Here is a 19200-nt window from a genome sequence, read left to right as displayed (position 1 = left end):
GCCGCCCGCCCCGCCCCCGCGCCCCCGGCGCCGCCGGCGCCCCCCCGGCCGCGCCCGCGGCGCGCCGGGCCCGCCCCCCGTCTCCGTCCTTCCGTTCCCCCCGCCCCCCGACCCCCCGCCCCACCCCACCCACCACCCACCGCTCCCCGCCCCGTCGCTCAGCCCCGTCCCGCCCCCACGTCCCCACGTCCGCACGTCACCAAGTACGCACGTCACCAAGTACGCACGTCACCAAGTACGCACGTCCGCGCGCCCGCAGGCCCCCCGTCCCCGCCGTCCCTCAGCCCCTGCGGTCCAGGAACACCGGGTTGGTCAGGGCCGCCATGGGGCCCGGGAGGACCGGTGTGGTGGCGGGGTGCCGGACCTCTGCGCGTATATAGGCGGCGTGGTCGGGCGTGGTCTGCCAGCTGACGGTGTCCGCGCCGGACGGCGGCAGGGCGACCGCATGGAGACGGCCCTGGTCGGTGACGAAGGAGACCGTGCAGCCCGGGGCGCCGGAGACCGTCAGCCGCGCGGTGACCCTGGACGCTCCGGACAGCGCCAACCGCTCGCCGATACCGGCGTGTTCGCCGCGCTCGCCCGTGACGGAGAACGACAGGTCGATCTTCGAGGACTCGGCGATCCACACCCGGCCCGCCCGTATGCCGTCCTGCAGGGCGCGCCGGGAGAGGTCGTCGGCGAGCACCACCGTCTGCGGCAGCCCGACGACATCCGGGTCGCGGTGGGCGTCGCTGTGGCCGACGGCCGGCAGCCAGTCCCCGCGGCCGCGGGCGTGCGCGACCAGGGTGTTGTCCCACTCGGCGAGGGTGACCTCGTCGTCCGGACCGTACGGGCCGTTCCAGACCTCCACCGCATCGGCTTCGTTGAGCCCGAACTTCCAGTTGCAGCCGATGCAGGTGGCGTGCGGATGCGCCGGGATGACCAGGCCGCCGGCCCGCCGGATCGCACGCGCGTACTTGCCGAAGGCGTTGTCCCGGGCCCGGTAGCGCCAGTCGATGAAGACTCCCGGGTCGGTGCCCATCGCGACCACATGGCCATTGCGGGTGGTGACCTCCTCGCCGGTCAGGATCAGCAGGTCGTCACCCCACAGCCCCTCCCAGGCGCGGTGCGCGGAGGTGGTGTTGTGCTCGGTCGTGGTGAGGAAGTCCAGCCCGGCGGCGCGGGCCAGCGCGGCGATCTCGGCGGGTGTGCGCCGGCCGTCGGAGTGGATCGAGTGCAGATGGTTGTCGCCGCGGTACCAGGCGCGGCCGCGGCCCCGGGCGCGCTCCGGTGGGTGGACGGGCCGGGGCGTCCGCCCCTGGGGGCCGTACCGCAAGGTGATCGTCACGTCGTAGGAGAGCCCCTGCGGTGCGACGGTGTACGGGCCGAGGGCGATGTGCCAGAGGCCTTCGTTGACGGGCCCGGGGAGGTAGCCGGGGGTGGCGTCGTCGGCGCGGAGGAAGAACTCCGAGCGCGCCCCGCCGGACCAGCCGCGGAAGCCGGCGCCGCCGAGGCCGGTGCCCCGCTCGTCGAAGATGCCGATGTCGCAGGCGTTGCCGACCGTGCCCTCGGGGACGGTGGGTCTGTCGTAACTGTAGGAGACGGCGATCTCCCGTACTCCGTACGGCACTTCGACCGGGAGGTAGACGAAGTCCGGTACGCCCGGCGGCAGATGACCGCTCACCCGGCGGGTCTGCTCGCCCGTCCCGGGGCCCGTCCCCTCATCCGGCCCGCCTTCCCTCCCGCCTTCCGTGCCGCCGCCCGGTGCTCCGGCCGGCGGGGTCGCGTCGGCGAAGCTCACCCGGCCGAGCGTGAGCGCACCCGTGGCGCCCGCGAGCGCCGAAATCCGCAGAACATCGCGGCGTTCCATCCCGCTCCACCCCCTTCCGCATTGCGTCCCGCTTCCGTGTTGCATCCCGTGAAAACTGTTGTACGCGGCCGTGACGCGCAGCGAAAGGCCTGTGGATAACCGTCGGACGGTGCGGCAACATGCCGTCATCCACCCGCCTGACGGAGGTTCCCCCACCATGCGGATCGCGACCACGATCTTCCTGACCGACGAGACGATCCGGCCGGTCCGGCTGGCCCGCGAGCTGGAACAGCGCGGCTTCGCCGGCCTCTACCTCCCCGAACACACCCACATCCCGGCCGGCCGCGACACCCCCGCGCCCATGGGCGGGCCGCTGCCCCGCGAATACGGCCGCACCCTGAACCCGTTCGTCGCCCTCGGCCAGGCCGCCGCGGTCACCGAACGGCTCACCCTGGGCACCGGCGTCACCCTCGTCGCCCAGCACGACCCGGTGGACCTCGCCAAGCAGATCGCGACCCTGGACTTCCTCTCCGGCAGCCGCTTCACCCTCGGCATCGGCTACGGCTGGAACGTCGAGGAAGCCGCCGACCACGGGGTGGAGTGGTCCACCCGGCGCGCACTGACCCGCGACCGGATGGCCCTGATGCGCGCCCTGTGGGCCGACGAACCCACCGCGTACGAGGGCCCGTTCGGGTCCGTACGGGCCTCCCTGGCCCACCCCAAACCGGCCCACGGCGCACCGCGCACCCTCCTCGGCGGCGCGGCCGGCCCGAAGCTCTTCGGGGAGATCGCGGCCTACGCGGACGGCTGGCTGCCGATCGGCGGCCGGGGACTGACCGAGACCCTGCCGGTCCTGCGGCAGGCCTGGTCGGACGCCGGACGCGCCGGCGACCCCGTGGTGGTGCCGTACGCGGTCCGGCCGACCCCGGGGAAGCTGGCCCACTACCGGGACCTGGGCCTCCAGGAGGTGGTGCTGCAACTGCCACCGGCCCAGGAGGACGAGGTCCTGCGGACGCTGGACGACTTCGCGCAGTACTTGTGACGACTGCGCACCGTAGGTGCGGCGACACGGGGGATGACGGACACGGGTCCGTCGGTCACGGGACGGCATCCGTAGGGCGCCGTTGTGCTCCAGGTCGGTACGCCTAGGTCCATCGACCTACGGGCCGCCCGCGCGGCTGGGACCGCAGACCGATCCGCGGCCGGCCCGCGCGGACGTAGCGTCGAAGGTGAACGGGATCCGCGAAAGAGACCCACGCAACGTGGTCCACACCTCGGGAGCCACGCATCGAGACTCCCGGACCGTGGCCCGCGAAGAGCCCCGGCAGATCAGGGAGATCTCATGCCCAGCCTCGACCACACCATCGTGCACAGCACCGACCGCTTCGCCTCGGCCCGCTTCCTCGCCGACCTCCTCGACGCGCCGGAACCCAAGGCGTTCGGCCCCTTCGCCGCCCTCAAGCTGGACAACGGAGTGGCGCTCGACTACGCCGAGCACGTGGCCGGCGGCAAGGAGTTCGTGCCCACGCACTACGCGTTCCTGGTGACGGAGGACGAGTTCGACCACATCCTGGGGCGCATAAAGGACCGCGACCTCCCGTACTGGGCGGACCCGCGGCACACCAAGCCACAGGAGATCAACACCCGGGACGGTGGCCGCGGCGTGTACGTCAACGACCCCGACGGCCACAACATGGAGTTCCTGACCCGCACCTACTCCGACGAGCTGCTGTCCAGCATGTAGCGGCCCGGTGCCGGGACGGGCCGGCCCAGTGATCAGCGGCACACCGGGCCGTGGTTCTCCGGCCACAGCACTGTCGGTCGCCGCTCGTATGCTCGGAGGATGACTTCCAGCGCGCAGGGACCTGACCAGGTATCCGACGAGGGATCCGACCAGGCGTCCGGGCAGGCGGCCGACCGCGACACGGGCGCCCGGCCCGCCCCGGAGAGCCGCCCGACGGCGAATGCGATGCGCCGTGCGCTCAAGCGGGCCCGCGACGGCGTGGCGCTGGACGTCGACGAGGCCGTGGTGCTGCTGCAGGCCCGCGGCGCCGACCTGACGGACCTGTGCGCGTCCGCGGCCCGGGTGCGCGACGCCGGCCTGGAGGCCGCCGGCCGCCCCGGCGTCATCACGTACTCCAAGGGCATCTTCATCCCCCTGACGCGGCTGTGCCGGGACACGTGCCACTACTGCACCTTCGTCACCGTCCCCGGCAAGCTGCGCCGGGCCGGACACGGAATGTTCATGTCCCCCGACGAGGTGCTGGACATCGCCCGCCGCGGTGCCGAACTCGGCTGCAAGGAAGCCCTGTTCACCCTCGGGGACAAGCCCGAGGACCGCTGGCCCGAGGCCCGCGAATGGCTGGCGGCGCACGGCTACGACGACACGCTCTCGTACGTCCGCGCCATGGCCATCCGCGTCCTGGAGGAGACCGGACTGCTGCCGCACCTCAACCCCGGTGTGCTGTCCTGGACGGACTTCCAGCGCCTCAAGCCCGTCGCCCCGTCCCTGGGGATGATGCTGGAGACCACCGCCGAGCGCCTGTGGAGCGAGCCCGGCGGTCCGCACCACGGCTCACCCGACAAGGAACCGGCCGTCCGGCTGCGCGTCCTGGAGGACGCCGGCCGCTCCAACGTCCCCTTCACCACCGGCCTGTTGATCGGCATCGGCGAGACCTACGAGGAGCGCGCCGAGTCCCTCTTCGCGCTCCGCCGCATCCAGCGTGCCTACCACGGCATCCAGGAACTGATCATGCAGAACTTCCGCGCCAAGCCGGACACGGCGATGCGCGGCATGCCGGACGCCGAACTGGAGGAGCTGGCCGCGACCATCGCGGTGGCCCGGCACATCATGGGCCCCTCGACCCGCATCCAGGCCCCGCCCAACCTCGTCGACGGCCAATACGCGCTGCTGATCGGCGCCGGGATCGACGACTGGGGCGGGGTCTCCCCGCTGACCCTCGACCACGTCAACCCCGAGCGGCCCTGGCCGCAGATCGAGGAACTGACCGAGCACTGCGCCGCCGCCGGCTTCCGCCTGCGCGAACGGCTCCCCATCTACCCGGAGTTCCTCCAGCGGGGCGAACCCTGGCTCGACCCCCGCCTGCTGCCGCACGTCCGCGCCCTCGCCGACCCCGAGACCGGCCTCGCCGTCGAGGACGCACCCGTCGTCGGCCGGCCCTGGCAGGAGCCCGACGAGGGCTTCACGATGAGCTCCTCGGGCCGTACGGACCTGCACCACACCATCGACACCGAGGGCCGCAGCGCCGACCGCCGGGACGACTTCGACGAGGTCTACGGCGACTGGGAGGCGCTGCGCGAGGCCGCCGCGCCCGGTATGGCGCCCGAGCGGATCGACGCGGACGTACGGCAGGCACTCTCCCGCGCCGCCGACGACCCCACCCGGCTCACCGACCCCGAGGCGCTGGCGCTGCTGCACGCCGACGGACCGGCCCTCGACGCCCTCTGCACGATCGCCGACGACCTTCGCCGCGCCACGGTCGGCGACGACGTCACCTACATCGTCACCAGGAACATCAACTTCACCAACGTCTGCTACACCGGCTGCCGTTTCTGCGCCTTCGCCCAGCGCCGCACCGACGCCGACGCCTACACCCTGTCCCTCTCCCAGGTCGCCGACCGCGCCCAGCAGGCCTGGGACGTGGGCGCCGTCGAGGTGTGCATGCAGGGCGGCATCCACCCCGACCTGCCCGGCACGGCGTACTTCGACATCGCGCGCGCCGTCAAGGAACGCGTCCCCGGTATGCACGTACACGCCTTCTCCCCCATGGAGGTGGTCAACGGCGCGACCCGCACCGGCCTGTCGATCCGCGAATGGCTGGGCGAGGCCAAGGCGGCCGGCCTGGACAGCGTTCCCGGCACCGCCGCCGAGATCCTCGACGACGAGGTCCGCTGGATCCTCACCAAGGGCAAACTCCCCACCGCCACCTGGGTCGAGGTCATCAAGACCGCCCACGAACTGGGCATCCGCTCGTCCTCGACGATGATGTACGGCCATGTCGACCAGCCCCGCCACTGGCTCGGGCACCTCCGGCTGCTGGCCGAGATCCAGCAGGAGACCGGCGGCTTCACGGAGTTCGTCACGCTCCCGTTCATCCACACCAACGCGCCCGTCTACCTCGCCGGGATCGCCCGCCCCGGCCCGACCACCCGGGACAACCGCGCGGTGACGGCCATGGCCCGGATCCTGCTGCACCCGCACATCACCAACATCCAGACCAGCTGGGTCAAACTGGGCGCCGAGGGGGCCGCCGAAATGCTCCGCTCCGGCGCCAACGACCTCGGCGGCACCTTGATGGAGGAGACCATCTCCCGTATGGCGGGCTCCAGTTACGGCTCCTACCGCTCCCTCCAGGACCTCATCGCCATCGCCGACCTGGCCGGCCGCCCCGCCCGCCCCCGCACCACGACCTACGGCCCGGTCCCCGAGGAACGCCAGGCCACCGCCCTCGCCTCGGACGGCCACCTGCCGGAGCTCCTTCCGGTGGTGGACTGAGCCGCCGGCCGTAGTGGTCGTGCTTGCCCCGTGCGCCACCGGCCGTAGTGGTCATGCCTGCCCCGCGCGCCACCGGCCGTAGTGGCTGGCCCGGCGAGTCCCTGCCCGTGGTGACTGGTCGCGGGCGGCGCCCCCTCAGTCCCCGTCGTACTCCGACTCGTGCTGGAGGATGCACTGCTGCCACTGGGACAGTGCCTCCTCGCGGTCACCCCCGCTGTCCTGGGCGGCGACGATCAGGGCATCGGCGGCCATGGCGGCGAGCCGTACGGCGATGTGGCAGACGTCGCTCTGGGGGAGCGGCCGGAGGAGTTCCACCGCGCCGTCGCTGTCCCCGGAGAGGGCCGAGGCGACGACGGCCATGGTGGTGCGATCCCACTCGTACTCGGACATGGGGAAAGCATGCCCACGGCGCGGCGCCGCCATCATCGAACGGATGAGCCCCGGCGCCGCCGCGCATCAGTTGAGTTGACGCACCGGACCGCCCGCCAGAAAGGCCGTGATGTCCTCGACGGCCTGCTGGAAATAGCCCTCGTAGTTGCGGCGGGTGACATAGCCGAGGTGCGGGAGCGCGAGCACGTTCGGGAGGGTGCGCAGGGGGTGCTCGGCCGGCAGCGGCTCCTGGTCGAAGACGTCCAGACCGGCCCCGGCGATCCAGTTCTCCCGCAGCGCCCGCAGCAGCGCCTCCTGGTCGACGATCGCGGCGCGCGAGGTGTTGACCAGGTAGCTCGTGGGCCGCATCCGGCGGAGCCCGTCCGCGTCGAGCAGCCCCCGGGTGCGGTCGCCGAGCACCAGATGGACGGAGACGAAATCGGCGGCCTCCAGGAGCTCCTCCTTGGCGGCGGCGGCGCGTACGCCCACCTCCGCGGCGCGCTCGACGGTCAGGTTCCGGCTCCACGCCACCACGTCCATGCCGAAGGCCAGGCCGATCCGGGCGACCCGGCTGCCGATCTTGCCCAGGCCCAGCAGCCCGAGCGTACGGCCGTGCAGATCGGCGCCGAGGGTGGACTGCCAGGGGCCGCCGGCGCGCAGCGCGGTGCTCTCGATGACGACGTTGCGGGCGAGGCCCAGGATCAGCGCCCAGGTCAGTTCGACGGGCGGCTCGGTGTTGCTGGCGGTGCCGCAGACGGTGATGCCGTGCCGGGCGGCGGCCGCCAGGTCGATGGCGGCGTTCCGCATCCCGGAGGTGATCAGCAGCCGGAGGCGGGGCAGCCGGGCGAGCAGCGAGGCGGGGAACGGGGTGCGCTCGCGCATCGCCACGACGATCTCGCAGTCGCCGATCGCCGCGACCACCTCGTCCTCGGAGCGGAACGGCTCCCGCAGCGTACGGACCTCGACGGCACCGTCCAGCGGCGACCAGTCGGCCAGGGAGAGGGCGACGCCCTGGTAGTCGTCGAGTACGGCGCAACGCGGTGTCATAGGTGGATCTCCCGGAGGTGCAGTTCGGCGGTCATCCGGACCGTAGCGCTCAAAAGCCGCCTAGCCAGTGACTATGCACATACTCACCTGCCCAGAAAATGATCAATCCCGGTCGATTACAGTGCTGCGCCAGGGGCCTCCGCAAGGCCCCCGGACGTGGTGATCTTCGGGAGGCACAGTGAGCGCAGCGGGAGGCGGCGCCGCCCTCTGGGGGCGCGCGGAACAGCAGGACTTCCGAAGCCGGGTACGCGGCTGCCTGCTCGGCGGCGCCATCGGCGATGCGCTCGGTGCCGGCATCGAATTCGACTCCCTGGACGCGATCCGCGCGGCGCACGGCCAGGAGGGCGTCACGGACTTCCTGCCCGCCTTCGGGCGACGCGGCGCGGTCACCGACGACACCCAGATGACCCTGTTCACCGTCGACGGCCTGATCCGGGCCCAGGTACGCCGCGACACCGGCGCCTGGCACCCGCCCACCGACGTCCACCGCGCCTACCTCCGCTGGGCCGCCACCCAGCGCGACTGGGGCCCCGACGAGCGCAAGGAGGACGACGGCTGGCTGGCCCGCGAGGAATGGCTGTACTCGCGCCGCGCGCCCGGCCGGGCCTGCCTGAGCGGCCTCGGCGACGAGGTGATGGGCACCCTGGAGGCGCCGAAGAACCCGGACTCCAAGGGGTGCGGCGCGGTGATGCGCTCCGCGCCGTTCGGGCTGCTGGTCGGCTGGGAGCCGCAGTTGGTCTTCCAGCTCGCCGCGGAGTGCGCGGCGCAGACGCACGGCCACCCCACCGGCTATCTGGCGGCCGGCGCGTTCGCCGTCATCAGCCACTCACTGGCCCGCGGCGAGGACCTCGACGGCGCGGTGCAGAAGTCGCTGGCCCACCTGGCCACCCGCCCCGGCCACGAGGAGACCACCGAGGCCCTCAAGCGCGCGCTGGGCGCCGTACGGCAGGGCATGCCGACGCCGGCCCGGGTGGAGTCACTGGGCCAGGGCTGGACGGCCGAGGAGGCGCTGTCCATCGGCGTGTACTGCGCACTGGTCGCCGAGGACATCCGGCACGGCCTGCTGCTCGCCGTCAACCACAGCGGCGACAGCGATTCCACCGGCGCCATCTGCGGCAACCTCCTCGGCACGCTGCACGGCGAGACGGCGCTGCCGCCCGTCTGGCTGGCCGAACTGGAGGGCCGCGCCACGATCCTGCAACTGGCCGACGACTTCGCCATGGAAATGACCCAGGGCCCCGCCCTGCACGGCCCGGCCGGCTCATCCCCGGGGTGGCTGGCACGGTACCCGCGGGCGTAGGGGCGGGCGTCGGGCGTCGGGGTCATTGATCCGCGCCAGCACCGCGTCCCGTTCCGGGGTGTCCTCGGGCCGCAGGAATCCGATCAGGACGAAGAGCAGGAGCGAGGTGGCGACCGGGGCGGCGATCTGGAGCTGCAGTTGGACGTCGTCCAGGCCGTAGTTGGTGAGCCAGAACGCGAACAGGCCGGCCGCCCAGGACACCAGCGCCGCGGTGGGGCCGGAGCGGCGGAAGAGGCGCAGCAGGCCGAGCAGGAACGGGATGGAGATCGGACCGACCAGGCCGGCCACCCACTTGATGACGACGGTGATGATGTCCTTGAACGTGGGCGAGTTGACCTGGGTCGCGATCGCCATCGACAGCCCCAGGAAGGCCACCGTCGACAGCCGCGCCGCCAGCAGCCCGGCCCGGTGCGACCAGCCACGGGCCCGCGCCGAGAGCGCCGGCGCGATGTCCCGGGTGAACACCGCGGAGATGGCGTTGGCGTCCGACGAGCACATGGCCATCGTGTGGGAGAAGAAGCCGACGATCACCAGCCCCAGCAGCCCGTGCGGCAGCAGCCGTTCGGTCAGCAGCGCATACGCGTCCGACGCGTCCGGTTTGTGTGCCGTGACCAGCAGCGGCGCGGTCCACATCGGGAAGAACAGGACGGCCGGCCAGACGAACCACAGCGCCGCGGACAGCCGCGCGGACCGCCTGGCCTGCCGGGCGCTGCGGGTGGCCATGAAGCGCTGGGCCTGGTTCCACATCCCGCCGCTGTACTCGAACGTCTTGATGAAGAGATAAGCGAGCAGGAAGGTGAGGGTGTACGGGCCGACGGTCGGCCGGGCGTGGGTGTCCGGCAGCTCGTCCCATACGGTCCACAGCGCGCTGACGCCGCCCAGCTTCCCCAGAACGGTGACCAGCATCGCGACACCGGCCAGCAGCTGGATGACGAACTGCCCCAGTTCGGTCAGCGCATCCGCCCACAGGCCGCCGACCGTGCAGTAGACGCCGGTGATCACGCCCGTGATGAGGATGCCCTGGTGGAGCGAGAGCCCGGTGAAGACGGACAACAGGGTGGCGATCGCCGCCCACTTGGCGCCCACGTCGACGATCTTCAACAGCACACCGGACCAGGCCAGCGCCTGCTGCGTCGGCAGGTTGTAGCGGCTCTTGAGGTACTCCAGCGGCGAGGCGACACCCAGCCGCGACCGCAGCCGGTTGAGCCGGCCGGCGAAGAGCTGGGCGCCGATGGCGATCCCGACGGCGATGGGAAAGGACCAGGTCACGTACGAGGTGACCCCGTATTGGTAGGCGATCCCCGCGTACCCCGTGAACATCACCGCGCTGTAGCCGGACATGTGGTGGGAGATCCCGGACAGCCACCACGGCATCCGGCCGCCCGCCGTGAAGAAGTCGCTGACGTCGTCCACCCGCCGGTGCGACCACACGCCGATCGCGACCATCACGCCGAAGTAGCCGATGAGCACGGCCCAGTCGAGACTGTTCATGCCCCCTCCAGGGGTCCGCCTTGTGAACATCGATCACTTCGCCGTGCGGCGTTCCGCGGCTCCGTAGCCCCGCGCCCCGCCCGTGAGACCCCCGCGCGGCAGCGGGGAACTCCAGAGGTCCCGGGAAACCACATAACTCAACTCCGGGGATTGAAGCGCCGGTTGAGCGCGTTGGTCAAGACTCTTTACAATCATGGATATGAACGCAGGTCAGGGAAGTGGACGAATGCGCCGTCCCTTGACCGCCGGGAAGGTTGTCCCGCCCCGCCGCCCGCACCCACCATGAACGGACACTTCGCCGGCGCGGCCACACCCCCGTCAAGCACCCTCGGAGCACCCTCGGGGCACCCTCGGACACCGGCAGCGCCACAAGCGCCGCCCCGCCCCATCCCCAGACAGCACAACCATCACCGCGCCCCCAGACAGCACAACAACCACCGCATCCCCAGACAGCACAACGGCCGTACGGGCGCGAGACCCGTACGGCCGTAAAGGAAGGAGCGGGGCCGCCGCTACCGCATCAGCTCACCCGCGTTGACCAGCAGCGACTGGCCCGTGATGGCGCGCGCCCGGTCGGACGCCAGGAAGACCGCGGTCTCGGCCACATCGGCATCCGTGGCCAGCTCGGGCAGCGCCATCCGCTCGGTGAGCCGCCCGAGCACCTCGGACTCCGGTACGCCCTCGGCCTGCGCCTGGAAGCGTACGTACGCCTCGACGGGCGGGCCCCACATCCAGCCGGGCTGCACGGTGTTGACCCGTATCCGGTCCGGCCCCAGTTCACGGGCGAGCGAGTACATCGCCGAGACCAGCCCGCCCTTCGACGCCGCATACGCCGCCTGCTGCACCTGCGAGGGCGCGGCGACCGACGACTGCGTGCCGATGAACACCACCGAACCGCCGCCGCGCGCGGTCAGCGACGGCAGACAGGCCCGGGTCATCCGCAGCGTGCCGAAGAGGTTGACGTCCACCACGCCGCGCCAGGAGTCGAAGTCGGCGTCCCGTAGACCGCCGAACAGCGAGTCCAGCGCGGCGACATGGATCACCGCGTCGATCCCGCCGAACCGCTCCACCGCCAGCGCGGCGAGCGCATTGCACTGCGCCTCGTCGCCGATGTCGGTCATCCGCCAGGCCGTACGCGCCCCCGAAGGGTCGATCTGCGTCGCCGACTTGGCGAGGTTCGCCTCCGTGCGCGCACCCAGCACCACCGACGCACCGTCCCGTACGCACGCCGCCGCGACCTGATGGCCGAGGCCGGCCCCCACGCCCGAGACGACGACGGTCTTGTTCCGCAGCAGCATCTCCGCCTCCGGGCGCCGTGAGCCAGGTACGTTCTCTGACGGTCAGTCAGGTTAGGGCTCCGGGCCGGGAAGGAACAGCCCCGTCCGTCCGCGGATTTCGCGTGCGCGGGCGTGCTGCCGCCCTGTCAGTGCCTGTCAGTGCCCTGCCATTTGCCCCGTCAGTGCACTTCAGTGCGCTGCCAGTGCCCTGTCAGTGCGCGTGGCCTCGGCGCAGACGGACCACGGAGCCCAGCCGGCGCAGGACGGCGGCCACCCGCACCCGGGCCCCGCACAGCCGCGCCCACGCGCGACGGAGAAGGGAAGGGGGCGGCTCGGTCGGGTAGCCGTCGGAGGGATCCGCTTCCGGCGCGCCGAGGGTCGGGTCGTCCGCGCCGTGGGTGTCTCGGCTGCCTTGGGTCATCCGTCCTCCCGGAAAGGTGTTCCCCTCCCCTGTTCTTCCCCGCGGCGACCACCCCGAAGCGGCAGCCTCCCCGGAAGGGCAGCCTCCCCGGAAGCGGCGACCCTCCCGGAAGCCGCGCCCCCACGACAGCCCCCCGGCGCGCGCCCCCCCCGCAACCCGCCTCACCCCTCCCCGCGTGCCTCCTCCAGCGCCCCGCGCAACCGCCCCAGGCCCTCCCGGATCTCCTCCGGCGTGTGCGTCACGAAGGACAGGCGGACCGCGGCCGGGTCCGGCGTCCCGGCGAAGAACGGCGCCCCGGGCACGTACGCGACGTCATGCCGTACGACCCCGGGCAGCAGCGCGGACGCATCGTGGCCGGCGGGCAGCGTGGCCCACACGAACATGCCGCCCGACGGCCGGTTCCACCGCGAGCCCTCGGGCAGCGCCGTGGCGAGCCCGTCGACCAGCGCGTCCCGGCGCTCGCGGTACGCCTCGCGCACCCGCGCCAGATGGACGTCCAGGTCGGTGGTCGCCAAATACCGTGCCGCGGCCGCCTGGTCGACGGTCGAGGTGTGCAGATCGGCGGCCTGCTTGGCGATGACGCACGCCCGCCGCAGCGGGGCCGGCAGCCGCAGCGTGCCCAGTCGCAGGCCGGGCGCCATCACCTTCGAGAACGAACCCAGCAGCACGGTACGGTCCTCGGCCCCCGGGAAGGACGCCACCCACGGCACCGCCCTGCCCTCGAAGCGGAGTTCGCCGTACGGGTCGTCCTCGGCGATCCACAGTCCGCGCCGGGCGGCGATCTCGGCGACCGCGGCCCGTCGCTCGGCGGAGAGCGTACGGCCGGTCGGGTTCTGGAAGGTGGGGATGACGTAGAGCAGCTTCGGCCGTTCGCGGGCGGCGAGTTCGTCCAGTGCGGCCGGGTCCAGCCCCTCGTCGTCGGTGGGAACCGGCACCACCCGGGCGCCCGCCAGCGAGAAGATCTGCAGCGCCGCCAGATAGCAGGGGTCCTCGACCAGCACCGTGTCGCCCGGCTCCAGCAGGACGGTGGCCAGCAGCGACAGGCCCTGCTGGGAGCCGGTGGTCACCAGCAGCTCGTCGGGATCGGTGGGCAGCCCGCGGGCGGTGGTGCGCGCCGCGACGGCCGCCCGCAACGCCGGGTCGCCCTCGCTCGTGGAGTACTGCAGGGTCCGCCGCGGATCCTCGGTGAGGACGTGCTGGAAGGCGGCGGCCAACCCCGCCGCGTCGAACAGTTCCGGAGCGGGCAGTCCGCCGGCGAACGAGATGACCTCGGGCCGGGCGGTGAGCGCCAGGATGTCGCGTACCGGCGAGCTGCCGGTGTGTGCCACCCGCGCGGCGAGCTCGGGAAGCGGCGTACGGGCGGGCGTACGGAGGGGCGTAGGGGCATCGGCAAGGATCGCATCCGGCATGGCGACTCCGATCACTCCGGCCGCGGGTTAACCCGCGTTAGCTGTAAGTGCCAGGCAGCTTAAGCAGGAGGGCAACGGGTGTGCAGGGCTGCCCACATGGTGAGCTGAACCTTGTGGGAAGTCCGGGAACGTTGCCGTGTAGTCCGGCTACCGTGACGACCTGATGCCAACTTCGTATTGGGGGACTCGGAATGGATCCACTGGTACTCGCAGCGGGAAGTGCCTTGGTGAGCAGCATGGCGACCGATGCATGGCAGCACGCTCGAGAATCCGTGGTGGCGCTGTGGCGTCGTGCGCACCCTGACCGCGTGGCTGCCATCGAGGCTGAGCTTGCCGATGTACGAACTGAGCTTATGGCGGCCCGTGGAGAAGGTGATGCTCAGGTCGAGGGAGAACTGGCGGCTGACTGGCAGCGACGTCTGCGTAGGCTCTTGCGCGATAACCCGTCTCTCGTCGACGAACTGCGACGTGTGCTGGATGAGGAGTTGAACCCCCTGTTGCCTCCAGCCGAGCAGGCCGGAATCGGCCAGGTTCAGCAGACGGCCCAGGCATCGGGGCAGGCTCGCATCTATCAAGCGGGAGGTAATCAGATAATTCGGGAGGTGTGAGCTGGGCCGTGCCGAGTGGCTTTTCTGCGTTCTGTATGGCCTGCCCATTTTAATACGCCAATGGCTGGGCTGGTGGAGGGGGATAACGAATGTCAGAGCAGGATTCGCAGTGGAATAGCGGGGCAGCAGAAGCCATAGCTCACGGACACGGGCGGGTATTTCAAGCAGACAGAGATCAGCACATCACGGAGCATCATCACCACTACGGCGGTGATGTGCTTGCACAAGACATCCCTCGACATCTTTTCGCTCATCAGGCGGTTGGGCCAGACTCAATCCGAGTTCCTCTGGCGGCACCGAAGCCTGTGATCGTACGTAACCGTGACGAGACAAAGGCCAAGCTTCTGGCTGCCGTGTTGACTCTTGAGGGGGCGAGAATACATGTCCTTCACGGCATGGGAGGATGTGGGAAAACCACCCTGGCCAGATTCGTCTTCGATGAGACCGTCAGCGGGCGTACTGTTGAGGGGTTCTGGGTAAACGCGGCAAGTCGCGCAACGCTACGTGCCGGCATGCTTGCCATCGCGGCGGAGCGAGGTGCCGGTACCGGTGAGCTCGAGGCGGTGCAGCGGGGGCATCGGCCGGCCGCCGATCTTGTTTGGGGATACTTGGACCGACCGGGCACACCGTGGATACTCGTGATGGACAACGCGGACGAGCCTAGTTTTCTCGATGGCGGCTGGCTCAGGGCCAGTCAGCATGGGACCGTTCTGGTGACCACACGCCAGGCTCAATCGCAGGTCTGGGTAGACGCCCGGCATCATCACATCGGTCTCTTGCCGCCGCAGGACGCAGCTCTGGTGCTGAGTGACCTTGCCCCTTCCACGGGGAGTGAAGAGGACGCGCTGAATCTGGCCCAAGCGGTTGGTTGCCTCCCACTTGCGCTCACGCTGGTCGGATCACAACTCTCCGACCAGCTGCTGGAAGCCGTAACGATGGCTGATTTTCGCCGTCGGCTGGCAAACGAACCAAGTGTCCAAATCGATTGTGGCAATGTTCCGTGGGAGTCCGACATGCGCCGAACTCTAAGGAGCACTTGGCAGCTTTCACTTGACGCGTTGGCGGAGCGGGGGATGCCTGATGCCGGCACACTCATACGTCTGTTGAGCTGTTTCTCTCCTGATCCACTACCCGTCAGTCTCATCCGCCCTGGAGAGGTTGAAGCAGCTGGCCTGGGGCGGCTTGATCCTCCGTTGTCCAGCGAACGGGTTGCCCCGTGTCTACGAGGGCTCCTCAGCCATTCCCTGATATCGGTCGAGGACTTCCACGTAAGAGACAGTGAACGGCTGACTCGAATCGTGCAGCTCCACGCGCTGGTCTTGGACACGGTGTTCAGGGGGATACCGACGCGAATGCGCCCCGCGCTATTGTCGGCAGCCGCGCATCTGCTCGTCAAAGCTCGTCCAGAGGAATCCCCTACCCCTGCTGGAGATCGCATGCGAAACATGATGATCCCTCACGCCATCCAGCTGCTTCAGAACGCCGACGCAGACGGCACGGGAGAAGTCGTCGCAGATACCTTGTCGTCAGCCCGTCGGCTGCGAGATGACTTGGTGGCGCGAGGAGAACAGTCAAGCGCCTTCCCGCTGGCGCAACTCGTGGTTGAGGTGGCCAGGCGGCATGTGTCGCCGGATGACCCGGAACTCCTCGAGGACCAGCATCAGCTTGCAGGGATACTGATCTGGACCGGTGATCACAGCGCTGCGATCTCTCTCCATCGTGAAGTGCTGACTCAACGAGAAGGCACTCTAGGGCCTGATTCAACGGAAACATTGAGCAGTGCCCACGAACTGTTCTTCGGGCTTTACGTTATGGGGGATTGGCCTGGTGCCGAGCGAACGATCCGGCGAGCCGCGGAGGGGCGCGAGCGAGTTCTGGGGGAAGAGCACCCCGACACGCTGCACAGTCGTGGCCTCCTGGCGGAGGTGCTGTGTCGCATGGGGAAGGAGGAAGAGAGCGTCCGGATCTCTGAAGAGATCTGCGAGATCAGTGAAAGAGTGTTGGGGCCGACGCATGCCATGACGCTTAGCAGCACCCTTACGAGGGCATTCGTATTGGACGAAATCGGTAGATGTGCGGACGCTGAGGGCCCAGCTCGCCGCGCCTTGGGTGGCTACCGGCGGCTTCACGGCCCGCAGCACTGGCTTGCGCTGGCCAGCGCGCATCGGCTCGCCATGATTCTCCGAGGTCTCGGGCAGTGCGGCGAAGCCCAGCAACTGGCCGAAGAAGTCCTGACTGAGCGGCGTTCGACACTTGGTGATGACCATCCCCACACCTTGCTCATCTGTATTGAACTCGTCCGCATCGCCCAGGCGGCCGGGAGGTCAGCGGAGGCGGTTCGTTTGGGGAGGGCAACGCTCGACTCGTATCGTCGTGTGCTCGGTGAAGACCATCAGGAGACGCTCAACTGCCGTGCCGCGCTGGAGGCGGCGGAGGAGGCGATGGGCGTACGTAACCCCCCTAGCCAAGCGACCTGACGTACCGTCACAATGACGCACCATCAGTTCTGTCGAGGGGGGCCCGTGAGTGATGCCGCACACCGTGAGGTGTATGCCCAACTGGCCGGAGTGGGACCGTACGGGGTCAACCCTGGTCATGCGCTCATCACCATGGTGGAGCCCCATGTCGGGCACGAGCGAGCCTATAACAGGTGGTACGAGGACGACCACTTCGTGGCCGGCGCGATGGCAATGCCTTGGATCTACGCGGGGCGCCGATGGGTAGCGACGCGTGATCTTCAGCTGCTGAGGTACCCCAGGGATTCCGCGATCGCTCGACCTGTAACCCGTGGCTGCTATCTATCGGTGTACTGGGTTACGGATGGGCGCTATTCCGACCACTTGAAGTGGAGTGTGAGAATCAATCAGCGGCTCAACAGTGATGGCCGGGTGTTCCATGACCGCACCCACGTATTCACGGCATTCCACAAGCGCGTGGCTACGGTCTATCGAGACGGCAGAACGGGTCCTCGTGACTTCCACGCCTTGGATTACCCGTACAAGGGCTTGGTGGTTGCGGTCATCGACTTCGCTGATTCTGTGCAGCGCGCAAGCCATCTCGAGTGGCTGTCTGCGGAGTTTCTGACTGGTCGGCTCTCCGGTTCGCCTGCCGCCATGGTGATGGCCTTCTACCCTCATCCACTACCCGAAGATCGAATGCCCTACGTGAAGCAGGTTGAAGGGGTAGAGAATCGCCTAACGCTGCTGTGTTTCCTGGAGGAAGATCCACGTGTGGCCTGGAATGATCACTTCGTGGGGCGCGACTCTCTGATTAAACATCGTGGTCTTGGCTCTATTGAATTAGTCGCCCCATTCATACCGACATTGCCTGGTACTGACTGTTATGTCGATAAGCTTCGCTGATCGGGGTCGGTCACCAAGCGTGACCGAGGTGGCTGCGGTGGTTGCTCGAGGGAAGCCGAGCCCCCTCGGCCAGGACGGCGGACCAGTCGAGAGGGCTCGTATCGTCACCGCGGACAGCGGCGTTGTTAAGCGACCTCTGGGCGTTCGTGCGCGATGTCTGAGATCAACGCTGTCCATGCCTGTTCTGAGAAGCTGAGAATCGGCCCGTGAGCCACCTTGCTGTCCCGCACCCCTACGGCTGAGCCGCTCAGGCGGGCGATCTCTACACAATTTCCGTCTTTGCCCGAGTGGGACGACTTCCGCCACATCAGTTCGGTGTTCGGTCGCCTCGTCATTTGCACTCCCGTACGTTCGGGTCGGTGAGAAGTGGTGACTTCTCGAAGTGCTGATGACGCTACGCTGCAACATCGCTAACGAGGTGGGGTGATCACTCGACCGGATGAAGTATGGCGGGATCCTCTTTCGGTCAAGTGGGTCAGTAGTGTATTTTGCGCCCCCCTATTTTTACGTGGCGTACTCTTTGGCCACATCTGAGATGAATTTTCGAGTCTCGTCCGCGTTCAGGGCCTGGGCTCGCAAGTGCTCATACATGATCCCGTACTTGTGGACGTCCGCATGCTTCTCCAGGTACAGGTCGCTGGTTACGCCTTCCAAATAGACCGTGGTCGAGTCGGAGGGGTCGTCGAACTCCAGGATGGAGAATGTTCCGGTCATTCCGGGATGAGAACCCACCGAGTACGGAACCACCTGGAGAGTAACGTGGGGTAGCTGGCTCAACTCGACCAGGTGCTCAAGCTGTTCGCGCATGGTGTGACGGTCCCCGACGACACGACGGGTGGCTGACTCGTCAATTACAGCCCAGAACCGGAGGGGTCTGTCAGGCACGTGCAGCCGCTGCTGTCGCTTCAGGCGTACTCCGACGCGGCTCTCGACGTCTTCAGGGGTGGCTTCGGGCCACATCCCGCGAATCACGGCCTCGGCGTACTCGGGTGTCTGCAGGAGGCCTGGCACGAGGAGCGACTCATAATTTCGTACCGAGAGCGCGTCTGCTTCCAAGCCGATGTAGACGCTATAGCTGGGCGAGAGACTCCCGAACGCATGCCACCATCCCTGCTGACGGGAATCCTTCGCCATTTGCATAAGGGATTCGACCATGCGCTGATCTTCCACCTCGTAGACGCCGCATAGATCACGGACGTCTCGTTGGCTGATGCTGCGCCGGCCGTTCTCAAGGCGACTGATCTTCGACTGCGAGACAAGCAGCCGGTCCGCCACCTCTTCCGCAGTCATGCCTTTCGCCTCGCGAAGTCTGCGTAGCTCCTGACCCAATCGGCGTCGCCTGACCGTGGGGTTGACGTTCGTCGCCACGCTAAGTGCACCTCCGGCTCCGTACTGCTGTTACTGCCTGCTCAGCAGACTGCCACCAACGGTTGGCGCCGCGCTGGCAAATGGCCAAGGTGGCCAGAGAGGAGATTCGGGGCTCGATTACGAATGTGCGCGGGGTGGGGGGGCGGCCCGCGTCCCGCACGGCCCGCCCCCCCCCCCCCCCGGCCATGCTGGGGGTCCCCCACGGGCTGGTGGGGCGGTGGTGGACAGGGGAATAGGGGGGGA

Annotated in this window: 16 protein-coding genes; 7 read left to right on the top strand and 9 right to left on the bottom strand. The window is 69.1% G+C overall.

The genetic code is table 11. From position 1 onward, the window contains the following. Positions 1 to 280: 280 nt before the first annotated feature. On the bottom strand, positions 281 to 1849 hold the full coding sequence (locus ACFV1J_RS38975; RefSeq protein WP_385866500.1) for a CehA/McbA family metallohydrolase: 1569 nt from the start codon (positions 1847 to 1849) through the stop codon (positions 281 to 283). Between the two features lie 157 nt (positions 1850 to 2006). Between ACFV1J_RS38975 and ACFV1J_RS38970 the strand changes: the two genes are divergently transcribed. From ACFV1J_RS38970 to ACFV1J_RS38960, 3 genes are all read left to right on the top strand, one after another. Then, positions 2007 to 2831, top strand: a complete 825-nt coding sequence (locus ACFV1J_RS38970; protein WP_385866498.1) for a TIGR03619 family F420-dependent LLM class oxidoreductase — start codon at positions 2007 to 2009, stop codon at positions 2829 to 2831. Positions 2832 to 3131: 300 nt separating this feature from the next. Then, a complete protein-coding gene (locus ACFV1J_RS38965) occupies positions 3132 to 3533 on the top strand; it encodes a VOC family protein (protein WP_385866496.1) in 402 nt (133 codons plus the stop codon). A 99-nt stretch (positions 3534 to 3632) separates the two neighbouring features. Then, positions 3633 to 6305 carry a bifunctional FO biosynthesis protein CofGH gene (locus ACFV1J_RS38960; RefSeq protein WP_385866494.1) on the top strand — a complete coding sequence of 891 codons (2673 nt, stop codon included), beginning with the start codon at positions 3633 to 3635 and terminating at the stop codon, positions 6303 to 6305. A gap of 135 nt (positions 6306 to 6440) precedes the next feature. Here ACFV1J_RS38960 and ACFV1J_RS38955 read toward each other — a convergent pair whose 3' ends face one another. Both ACFV1J_RS38955 and ACFV1J_RS38950 read right to left on the bottom strand, forming a co-directional pair. Then, positions 6441 to 6695 carry a hypothetical protein gene (locus ACFV1J_RS38955; RefSeq protein WP_030415575.1) on the bottom strand — a complete coding sequence of 85 codons (255 nt, stop codon included), beginning with the start codon at positions 6693 to 6695 and terminating at the stop codon, positions 6441 to 6443. A gap of 66 nt (positions 6696 to 6761) precedes the next feature. Next, positions 6762 to 7721, bottom strand: a complete 960-nt coding sequence (locus ACFV1J_RS38950; RefSeq protein ID WP_385866491.1) for a D-2-hydroxyacid dehydrogenase family protein — start codon at positions 7719 to 7721, stop codon at positions 6762 to 6764. A 178-nt stretch (positions 7722 to 7899) separates the two neighbouring features. On the opposite strand from ACFV1J_RS38950, the gene ACFV1J_RS38945 reads away from it, so the two are divergent. Then, complete coding sequence (locus ACFV1J_RS38945; RefSeq protein WP_385866488.1) at positions 7900 to 9021, top strand: ADP-ribosylglycohydrolase family protein; 1122 nt, start codon at positions 7900 to 7902, stop codon at positions 9019 to 9021. Here the strand turns inward: ACFV1J_RS38945 and ACFV1J_RS38940 are convergent. The 4 genes from ACFV1J_RS38940 to ACFV1J_RS38925 form a co-directional block, all read right to left on the bottom strand. Next, positions 8983 to 10512 carry a sodium:solute symporter family protein gene (locus ACFV1J_RS38940; protein ID WP_385866486.1) on the bottom strand — a complete coding sequence of 510 codons (1530 nt, stop codon included), beginning with the start codon at positions 10510 to 10512 and terminating at the stop codon, positions 8983 to 8985. The two genes, ACFV1J_RS38945 and ACFV1J_RS38940, sit on opposite strands and share 39 nt — an antisense overlap. 512 nt (positions 10513 to 11024) lie before the next feature. Next, positions 11025 to 11810: an SDR family oxidoreductase gene (locus ACFV1J_RS38935; RefSeq protein ID WP_385866484.1), complete on the bottom strand. Its 786-nt coding sequence runs from the start codon at positions 11808 to 11810 to the stop codon at positions 11025 to 11027. Between the two features lie 190 nt (positions 11811 to 12000). Further along, positions 12001 to 12210, bottom strand: a complete 210-nt coding sequence (locus tag ACFV1J_RS38930) for a hypothetical protein (protein ID WP_385866482.1) — start codon at positions 12208 to 12210, stop codon at positions 12001 to 12003. A 161-nt stretch (positions 12211 to 12371) separates the two neighbouring features. Further along, positions 12372 to 13619, bottom strand: coding sequence for a PLP-dependent aminotransferase family protein (locus ACFV1J_RS38925; protein WP_385866481.1), 1248 nt, complete (start codon positions 13617 to 13619; stop codon positions 12372 to 12374). A gap of 308 nt (positions 13620 to 13927) precedes the next feature. Here ACFV1J_RS38925 and ACFV1J_RS38920 point away from each other — a divergent pair, with 308 nt between their 5' ends. The 3 genes from ACFV1J_RS38920 (at position 13928) to ACFV1J_RS38910 (ending at position 17589) form a co-directional block, all read left to right on the top strand. Further along, positions 13928 to 14227: a hypothetical protein gene (locus ACFV1J_RS38920; protein WP_385866479.1), complete on the top strand. Its 300-nt coding sequence runs from the start codon at positions 13928 to 13930 to the stop codon at positions 14225 to 14227. Positions 14228 to 14316: 89 nt separating this feature from the next. Further along, the gene (locus tag ACFV1J_RS38915) at positions 14317 to 16704 is read left to right on the top strand and encodes a tetratricopeptide repeat protein (RefSeq protein WP_385866477.1); all 2388 of its coding nucleotides are present in this window, start codon (positions 14317 to 14319) and stop codon (positions 16702 to 16704) included. 12 nt (positions 16705 to 16716) lie between these two features. After that, on the top strand, positions 16717 to 17589 hold the full coding sequence (locus ACFV1J_RS38910; RefSeq protein WP_385866475.1) for a hypothetical protein: 873 nt from the start codon (positions 16717 to 16719) through the stop codon (positions 17587 to 17589). A gap of 125 nt (positions 17590 to 17714) precedes the next feature. On the opposite strand, the gene ACFV1J_RS38905 is transcribed toward ACFV1J_RS38910, so the two are convergent. Together ACFV1J_RS38905 and ACFV1J_RS38900 are read right to left on the bottom strand one after the other, a co-directional pair. Continuing rightward, the gene (locus ACFV1J_RS38905; RefSeq protein WP_385866502.1) at positions 17715 to 17897 is read right to left on the bottom strand and encodes a DUF397 domain-containing protein; all 183 of its coding nucleotides are present in this window, start codon (positions 17895 to 17897) and stop codon (positions 17715 to 17717) included. A gap of 196 nt (positions 17898 to 18093) precedes the next feature. Further along, entirely contained in the window at positions 18094 to 18957 is an 864-nt protein-coding gene (locus tag ACFV1J_RS38900; RefSeq protein WP_385866474.1) for a helix-turn-helix domain-containing protein, read from the bottom strand. Between the last annotated feature and the right edge of the window lie 243 nt (positions 18958 to 19200).

This window comes from Streptomyces sp. NPDC059649 (assembly GCF_042734445.1).
Lineage (GTDB): Bacteria > Actinomycetota > Actinomycetes > Streptomycetales > Streptomycetaceae > Streptomyces.
The sequence above is the reverse complement of the archived record's forward strand: the minus strand, read 5'-3'. Positions and strand labels throughout refer to the sequence as shown.

Bases quoted from the DNA above. Each gene is read 5' to 3' on its own strand.
- ACFV1J_RS38975 (WP_385866500.1), bottom strand. From the start codon at position 1,849: ATGGAACGCCGCGATGTTCTGCGGATTTCGGCGCTCGCGGGCGCCACG.
- ACFV1J_RS38970 (WP_385866498.1), top strand. From the start codon at position 2,007: ATGCGGATCGCGACCACGATCTTCCTGACCGACGAGACGATCCGGCCG.
- ACFV1J_RS38965 (WP_385866496.1), top strand. From the start codon at position 3,132: ATGCCCAGCCTCGACCACACCATCGTGCACAGCACCGACCGCTTCGCC.
- ACFV1J_RS38960 (WP_385866494.1), top strand. From the start codon at position 3,633: ATGACTTCCAGCGCGCAGGGACCTGACCAGGTATCCGACGAGGGATCC.
- ACFV1J_RS38955 (WP_030415575.1), bottom strand. From the start codon at position 6,695: ATGTCCGAGTACGAGTGGGATCGCACCACCATGGCCGTCGTCGCCTCG.
- ACFV1J_RS38950 (WP_385866491.1), bottom strand. From the start codon at position 7,721: ATGACACCGCGTTGCGCCGTACTCGACGACTACCAGGGCGTCGCCCTC.
- ACFV1J_RS38940 (WP_385866486.1), bottom strand. From the start codon at position 10,512: ATGAACAGTCTCGACTGGGCCGTGCTCATCGGCTACTTCGGCGTGATG.
- ACFV1J_RS38935 (WP_385866484.1), bottom strand. From the start codon at position 11,810: ATGCTGCTGCGGAACAAGACCGTCGTCGTCTCGGGCGTGGGGGCCGGC.
- ACFV1J_RS38930 (WP_385866482.1), bottom strand. From the start codon at position 12,210: ATGACCCAAGGCAGCCGAGACACCCACGGCGCGGACGACCCGACCCTC.
- ACFV1J_RS38925 (WP_385866481.1), bottom strand. From the start codon at position 13,619: ATGCCGGATGCGATCCTTGCCGATGCCCCTACGCCCCTCCGTACGCCC.
- ACFV1J_RS38915 (WP_385866477.1), top strand. From the start codon at position 14,317: ATGTCAGAGCAGGATTCGCAGTGGAATAGCGGGGCAGCAGAAGCCATA.
- ACFV1J_RS38910 (WP_385866475.1), top strand. From the start codon at position 16,717: ATGACGCACCATCAGTTCTGTCGAGGGGGGCCCGTGAGTGATGCCGCA.
- ACFV1J_RS38905 (WP_385866502.1), bottom strand. From the start codon at position 17,897: ATGTGGCGGAAGTCGTCCCACTCGGGCAAAGACGGAAATTGTGTAGAG.